Below are 8,163 nucleotides of genomic sequence, written 5' to 3' on the forward strand. Positions count from 1 at the left end.
GGGGATGTGCCTTAGTTTTGACACAGCCCCTTTTCTTTAATAATAACTTGAACTTCACCCTCTTCTTGATTCATTAGATTAGCAATTAAAAGGAACTACCATTCGATTGCTTGATCTTCGTCTGGAATCTGAGTATTGATATCACGTGATAATGTTAATGTACCTTTTACATGATAGCGAATGATGGTGCCTTCCACTGGTATATAATTGAAATAATAGTCAACATTATTAATTATTACATAACGGTGTTCCAGATAGGGCTTAGCGTCATCCATTGATGAAGAAATACGAAATGAAGGAGTCACGTCCTTGTTTAATTCAAATCCAATCTCTTCTGCATTATCACAGGAAATAGTAACCGAACCATTCGTCTCGCCATTAAAGGTAAATTTAATTTTATACTTTCTACGGTCTGTATAATCCTCATCTACTATTCCTGCATACGTAAAAATAGTCTGTTCATCTATTACATATCCTCTTATTGACGATTTTGTGATAGATTCTGCTGTTTCTATCGGTTTACCATCTCCATCATATCCCGTCACCACCTTGTTGGTTATTCCTGTACCAGAATAATCGCCAGAGTAATCATTAAATGGGAAGATTCTCAATATTGCCTTAGCATAGTCTTTACGCGGATGAGCTACGTAGTTGTAAGACGCGTCGTCTACAATCTGCAATGGAAGTACCCATTTCTCTGACATATCAATGTTGCGAAAATCAAATTTAAGATCCAGCAAACCTTTATTTTCTCCCGCTTTTATCAGTAGAGATTCTGGATACGAAGCGTATGCCAATCCTTCTGCTCCCATATCCTCATAATATAGTTCTGTACGTGTAGCGTAACGAGCGTAATTCAAAATATTCAATGTATCAGCATCATGTGCTACGTGTACAGTGACATTACTTGGATTGTCGGTAGAGCCACTAACAAGTATTGGCAACTGATAATTGGATCTCCCTTCTCCTCCTTCAGCATAATTTCCTTCTGCATCATGGCGACTATAAGGTACATATATATTCGTCACTCCCTTACTATCCAGTTGTGAACTGAAAGAAATGTAGTGTTCATATTGTTCATCTTCCCATTCTGAATTGCAGGAAGTTCCCAACATTGTCATTGCAGCCAAAGCTGCCAAAGTATATATTTTTTTCATATATAAGTCTTTATGTTTAGAATTAATCATACATTGTCCATCCTGGGTTCTGTGTTAAACGCGAATTACGTTTCAATTCACTATGTTTGATAGGCCATAACCATAGTTTCTCTGAGAACGTAGACGGAAGATTGTAAACAGGAATTGCCGAATGGAATTCGTCTCTCTTAGCTTCGCCAACAAAGACATTGCAACCGTATATTTGCAGAGATTCTTCTATTGGTGCATCTTTCCAACGACGAATGTCAAAGTAACGTTTTCCTTCGCCCATTAACTCTATCATACGTTCACGTTTTAAAGCTTTACGCATATCATCAACCCCGCTCTGCAGATAAAATTCATCTGGATAGTCAGGCAGCCCCGCACGAATACGTACCGGATGAATACCTCTTTCCATTTGTTCTTTATCACGGCTGATAGTGTAAGTTGTCGCCTCATTCCAAGAAGGTATATTGTATGTTCCAGTCAACTCATTCAATGCTTCTGCATAAAGCAGTAGAATATCTGCATAGCGAATTGCAGTTTCAGCTTTCGCAACATAATTGCCCGGATAGTCGTTGGGATGAACAAACTTTTTAATTCCTATACCTGTACGCAAGTAGAAACCGTCATTACGATAACCATCGGAACTTCCAAAGTAGTACCAAACCTGTTGATTTACATCTGCAGGTTTGCTTTCAGTCTGGCTCAAATAATACCATGTACAGCCATTATAAGCAACAGAAGCATAGAATCGTGGTTCACGCTCTACATATTGCAAAGAAACATTCATCCCAGTTTTAGCCTGATCATTATCTCCTTTCTTCGGATCATATTTCCAACCTAATTCCGGATATTTATTATCCTTCAAGTCCTGCAAATCAGTAAACCCAGTTCTACGTTCACGAGTATCTACAATACCTTGATAATTAGCTACTCCTTGATACATAGAGTTCATGCCCGGCTCATTACTACCATTATTCATATAATATGCATCCAGCATTTTCTGTGTCATGCCATGGCAGTTCCAGCCTCCATCATCTTTGGGCATTTGATGAAGTACCAACATATCTATATTGGTTGCCCCACGTGTAAATATCAGTTCTTTATTGTTTGCAGGTAATATAGTTCCATCAAAGATAGTACGATATGATCTGAGCGGGTCAATATTTGTCCATCCTTTTGGCCAAGGTTGCTTGGAAAACTCACCATCAGCCGGTGGAGTAACAGTCGGACGCTCAGAAGGCCCATTATCAGATGTGGATTTATTTACAATATTCAACTCATAAACATCTAAATCGATGACATCACGGCAAGCGGCAGCAGCTTTTGCCCATTTTTCTTCACTATATTCGGAAGAAAGCAAACGACGCCCTTCGTCATCTACCAATTGCTGCGCATATTCATCATTATTTCCATTAGCAAACGGACTAGCTGCAAAAATCAGCGCATAAGCACGAACTGCCAATGCAGCTCCACGGGTGGGTCGGCCTATAGCATAATTATCAGTACGACGATCATATTGTAACTCTTTAGTAGCCTGTAGCATTTCGTCACTGATATATTGTGCCACTTCTTCGTATGAACTACGTGGAGTGGCAATTTGGTCATAGCTCTGGGTATAATCCACTCCTTCATCCGGCATAATAGGTACCGGGCCATAACGACGTAAAAGCAACCAATAATAGTAAGCGCGAACAAAACGAGCCTGTCCCTTGTAATCTAGTATTTCCCAATCAGCCATCTCTTGGCACCGGTCAACATTATGGATAAATACTGACGCTTGGAAAATCCCTTTGTAACATGCCCCCCATGCACCAACATTATAAGTGTTCTCATCATATTCTCCTAACTTGAACATATTATATGACAGTTCATTCTTTGTTGCATCGATTGTCTTATCTCGGTCACCATAATACATATCGTCTGAAAAACAAAACGAATTCTCACTAGGCCCTTTAGTCGTCACCTCATAGTTTTCATTTTTTATAAATGAGAAAGCATAAGCTAACCATTCTTCCACATGATCCTTGCTTTCGAAAGTTTTCTCCAGTGTCAGACGATCCTTAAAATATTTCTCCGAATTCAGGTAATCAGAGCAAGAAGAAATTGCTCCCATCCCTAACACGGTTAATAATAACATATAAATCTTCTTTATCATAATCTCTTAGTATTTTTATAAGTTAACTGATAAACCCATAGTAACTGATTTGGTTAGCGGATAAGCTTCACCACGCGGATTGCCAGTTTCCGGGTCCCATGTTTTGAATTTAGACCATGTAATCAAGTTTGAACCTGCAATATAGATACGAATATTATTGAAGTGCAGTTTGTTAACTATGCTTTTGGGCAAAGTATAACCAATATCCAAATTCTTTAAACGAATATATCGACCATCACGCATCCAATAAGTAGAGGTCTGTTGGTTGTTTTTATTTTCCCCATAAGTTAAACGCGGATATGTTGCATTGGGGTTCTCATTAGCATGCAATCCCAGTTTGGCAGCAGTCTCTGAATCTACCCAACGATCACTTATCATATCTTTAAAGATATTTCCCCAGTCACTTTCGCTGAATGCATATACACATTTACCATAAATAGGGAAAGTGGATTTACCGGCTCCTTGGAAATGAACATTTACATCAATTCCTTTCCATGCGAAAGATGCTCCTATACCATATACTAAGTTCGGAGTGGTAGTAGCACCAATAGCAACTTTGTCATTATCGTTTACAACACCATCACCATTTACATCCTTATATTTGATATCTCCAGGCTGCACTGTACCGAACTCTTGTTTCGGGCTGGTACGAATATCATCGTAATCAGCAAACAATCCCTCAGCTATCAGTCCTTTAACTTGATCTACACGATACCCTTTTTGATATAAATAAGAATAGACTTGATTCTCTTCATCCTTTTCAAGTACCTCATTCTTACTATAGGTTATATTCCCACGAATAGTCATATCCACCTCACCCAACTTCTGCTTAAGAGCAAAATTACCATCAAAACCTTGAGATTTCACTTCACCTACATTCGCTTTAGGTTTGCTCTCAAGACCTGTAATTTCAGGTAAGAACTCACGTGTTAAAAAAATACCTGTACGTTTTTCGTGGAAATAGTCAACTGTCGCTGTAAATTTGTCATTAAATAAAGAAAGATCAATACCCAAGTCATCCTTGGTCGCAACTTCCCAAGTAATACCATTAGAAGCCATCTGAGTGTAACGAGTTCCTATGAATGATTTTCCATAATCACCAAATCCCCAGTTATATACATAATTAGGCTTTCCTTCGCTGTTATATCCTGTAGTAGCTATAGTATATAAGTATGGGAAACGGTTATTATCTCCAATATTGTCATTACCTACCTTACCGTGAGAGTAACGTATTTTAAACATATTCATCCATTTCAGGTTATTCTTAACAAATGACTCTTCGGCAACGTTCCATGCAAGAGAAAAAGCCGGAAAGAAACCGAATTGATTTCCTGGTGCAAAATTTTCTGATCCGGTATAACCAAAATTGAAATCAACAAAGTAACGATAGTTCCAGTTATAAGTAAATCGTCCTGCTAACCCTTGATTACGTTTTGATACTCCATTCTTAATATCTGTACCAATATCTACTGTCCGTTTCTCACTATCTTGTGTATAACGGAAGGTAACTCCCCCATGATGATTTCCGAAAGCACGTTCCCAGCTTAACAGTAAATCAAGAAATTCACGGCGTTTACCAGAGCTACCACTTGATTGCGTCATGTCATATGCCGGGAACATTTTCTCATAAATAATCTCTCCCGTTTCTTGTCTGCGTCCGTTTGCTTTATACAAATCAGGTTGACGATGACGATTAATCCAGTTACTATTGTCTGTATCGTAACCAAAACGTCCTACGAACTTCAATCCCTTGGTAATGAAATCAAAATTTTGTTCTAATGTAACATTAGTTTGCACATTATTCTGCCAGTCTTCATTGTATCCAGTTTGTGTAGATGCAACCCATGGATTAAGTTTGTTTACATTATCCCGGTGGGAAATAGGCGCGTATCCATTGGAGTAGTATACAGGCGTTGCAATAGGATTGTATCCGAAAAGCATCCCCCATAACATCTCGTTATCGGCCAGTCCCGGACTATTACGTTTGGCTAATGAACCGGCTATACCTAGTTTCAATAAAGTCGATTTGGTGATATCTATGTCAACATTCATACGATAATTCCACTTTTTATAGTTGGCGTTTGTATCGTAATCATCACGTAACGTTTGGTCTGTGTTATACATACCTTGATCCTCCGTATAACTTGCAGAAACAAAATAACGAGCAGTGTTACCACCGCCGTTCATGTTCAAGTTAGCACGATAACTCCATGCTCCGTTTTTTAGGATCAAATCCATCCAGTCTACATTCGGATAGAAATCCGGATCCATTTGTGTGCGAAATAACTCTAACTCTTCCGGTTGATAAGCCATTCCTAAATTGCGAGTCACTAATGCTTCGTTCATCAGACTGGCGTACGAAAGACCATCTACAAACTCCGGAGTGATAGTACGAGTATTATAAGAAGTTTCTACCTTGGCGTCAATATTGATTTTTCCAGCTTTACCACGTTTAGTTGTAATCAATACTACACCATTTGCACCTTTAGAACCATAAATGGCAGTAGCTGACGCATCTTTCAACACAGTGAATGATTCGATATCTTCAATATTAAGTTCGTCCAAACTGCTACGTTCAAAACCATCCACTAAAATATAAGCACTTGAGCTCGCTCCAAAAGTAGAAATACCACGTATCCAAAACTCAGAAGTACTTTTTCCTGGTTGTCCGGAAGTTTGTCGGGCAATAATACCCGGAACATTACCGGCCAAGGCGTTAGACATATTGGAGGTAGGGAAACGTTTTAAATCTCCCACATTCACATTGGTTACGGCTCCCGTCACTGTCAGTTTTTTCTGTGCCCCCATACCAGTTACTACAACCTCATCCAGTACGCTGGCCTCTGACTCTTTCATCTTGACATTAACAGTATGCTGTTCTTTTACAAGTACTTCTACATCATCGTATCCGATGTATGAGAAGACTAATCGATGATAAGGTTCCATTTTTATAGAGAAATTACCATTGATATCTGTAATGGTCCCCAAACCGGCTACATCCTTTACAGTGATATTAACACCAATCATCGGCTCATCTTGTGTGTCGGTAACCGTACCAGTCACGGTTATTGTTTGTTGTGCTGAAATCGTCAATGGGACAACTAGCATCAACAAAAAAATGGCTAAATATTTTTTCATAATCTGATAAATGTGTTTATTCGTTAGATTCCACTGTTGATTCATCTTCCGGCATATTCTCGTCACCGGCTGTATTCTCTTCTTGCTCCATTGAAATAGTGCGAATAGTATGTCCCACCTGATCATGTACATAAAAAATTTCTTTCGCATCATCGTAAACAAGTCCACTTACATCACGGAAACGAGCCACTTCTCGTAGGTCACCATCATCAGTTCCCCATTGGTTGCCGTCAGCTAAGGAAGTTGACGCTCCTCGCCCCGCATAGGTCGATACGATGCCTTCTGGAGTTACTTTACGAACACAGAAGTTTAATCGATCTACAAAATAGAAATCATACTCTTCTTCACCAGTGTAATCTGGATTTTTCACAAATACTCCTTGACAAGGATTATTCATACGGGCCTCGGTTCCTACATCATCCTTATAGCCTGACTGTTTATATCCCCCGACAAAATTATACGGTGTAATAAATTCCTTTTTTATCTCGTCATAGTCGGAACGCATGAAATAATGATTGTTAATCACACCAAAATAAGCATACTTTCCAGTAGGATGGATGAATATCTGAAATTCCCAACTTGGATCAGCAATAGTAAATAACTGCTTAAAAGTATTAGGGTTGTTCTTTACTATAGGATCCCAGCTTTCCCCCTTCTTAATAGTTTTGAAGTAATCAACCAAGTCTAAACGAAATACTTGTCCCTTTTCATAACTATTGAAATACAATTCTCCGTTGATTGGATGAATAGTAGCTCCATTACATTGCTTGTAAGCAGCTATCAATTGTATATCAGACCTATCATCGAATGTACCATCCGCATTGCGTTTAATAATATACACACTAGGACTTTCATCTCCTTTACCGTCATAATCAATAGCTACAATCATATATTCCGCCTCATCAGCATATCCTTCTATCTTTCTATTGAAAGCAATGCTTCGTATACGGTTAGTAGGGATAGTATTGATATTCAATGGAGAAGAAAGCATGCGGTTTTTCAAATCGATCAACTGTATAGCTTTATGTCCATCGTAACAAATATACAAATGATCCTTATTCAACGGATCAAAAGCTAGTCGTCCGTTATCACTAAATCCACAGCATTTGACACCTTCCGGTCCATCAAATGGTCCATCTCTCCAACCTTGATCGTCACGATTATTGCGATAGCCACAAAGCGTACCTACCACCATCTTTTTCTCATAACTAAAAGCAGTACTTGCAGTCGTTGTTACTGAATTCTCTCCTTCCCCTACAGTGATCTCAATTTCACCACTAAAAGCTCCCGAAGGAACAAAACAGTAGACATAAGTACTTTTTACATTAATAACAATAGCTTCTTTACCTCCGATCTTCACTTTTACATTCGAAGCATCTGTACCGAAGTTTTCACCATAAATCAGTAGCTTCTGATAGGCTCCTCCCTCTTTCGGGGTAAAATCAGAAATTACTACAGGCTTTGATGGATCAAAGGTTTCAGTCTCTACATTTTCATCGTCTTTACAACTATAAATGCAAATTGTGAATAATGCCAGTAATGTCCACTGCCATTCCTTCAATACTTTTTTCATTTTACATTTCATGTTTTTCATTTTAGTTAATAATAAGTATATTAAAAATTAAATGCCTTATTTCATTTTACCCATAAGTACCTTCATCCAATGTCCTCCAATCACCGATCGAGCCTTGAAACCAGTCATCTGATTAGTTTTTGTATCATACCAGT

4 protein-coding genes are annotated in these 8,163 nt (G+C 38.6%); all 4 read right to left on the reverse strand.

What is annotated here, in order from left to right; all coding sequences use genetic code 11:
- Positions 1-95: 95 nt before the first annotated feature.
- From HMPREF2794_RS11345 to HMPREF2794_RS11360, 4 genes are read right to left on the reverse strand one after another with little or no spacing between them, the layout of a single operon-like run.
- On the reverse strand, positions 96-1,157 hold the full coding sequence (locus HMPREF2794_RS11345; protein WP_022301406.1) for a DUF4973 domain-containing protein: 1,062 nt from the start codon (positions 1,155-1,157) through the stop codon (positions 96-98).
- Positions 1,158-1,179: 22 nt separating this feature from the next.
- Complete coding sequence (locus HMPREF2794_RS11350; RefSeq protein ID WP_010536209.1) at positions 1,180-3,297, reverse strand: RagB/SusD family nutrient uptake outer membrane protein; 2,118 nt, start codon at positions 3,295-3,297, stop codon at positions 1,180-1,182.
- Positions 3,298-3,312: 15 nt separating this feature from the next.
- A complete protein-coding gene (locus HMPREF2794_RS11355; protein WP_022301405.1) occupies positions 3,313-6,435 on the reverse strand; it encodes a SusC/RagA family TonB-linked outer membrane protein in 3,123 nt (1,040 codons plus the stop codon).
- 16 nt (positions 6,436-6,451) lie between these two features.
- Positions 6,452-8,008 (reverse strand): IPT/TIG domain-containing protein, encoded by a 1,557-nt coding sequence (locus HMPREF2794_RS11360; RefSeq protein ID WP_029425219.1) that lies wholly within the window; start codon positions 8,006-8,008, stop codon positions 6,452-6,454.
- Positions 8,009-8,163: the final 155 nt, after the last annotated feature.

The sequence above is a fragment of the Bacteroides sp. HMSC067B03 genome (assembly GCF_001811315.1).
Lineage (GTDB): Bacteria > Bacteroidota > Bacteroidia > Bacteroidales > Bacteroidaceae > Bacteroides > Bacteroides faecis.

What these genes read in the sequence shown, in the direction of transcription:
- HMPREF2794_RS11345 (WP_022301406.1), bottom strand. Translation starts at nt 1,157, where the DNA reads ATGAAAAAAATATATACTTTGGCAGCTTTGGCTGCAATGACAATGTTG.
- HMPREF2794_RS11350 (WP_010536209.1), bottom strand. Translation starts at nt 3,297, where the DNA reads ATGATAAAGAAGATTTATATGTTATTATTAACCGTGTTAGGGATGGGA.
- HMPREF2794_RS11355 (WP_022301405.1), bottom strand. Translation starts at nt 6,435, where the DNA reads ATGAAAAAATATTTAGCCATTTTTTTGTTGATGCTAGTTGTCCCATTG.
- HMPREF2794_RS11360 (WP_029425219.1), bottom strand. Translation starts at nt 8,008, where the DNA reads ATGAAAAAAGTATTGAAGGAATGGCAGTGGACATTACTGGCATTATTC.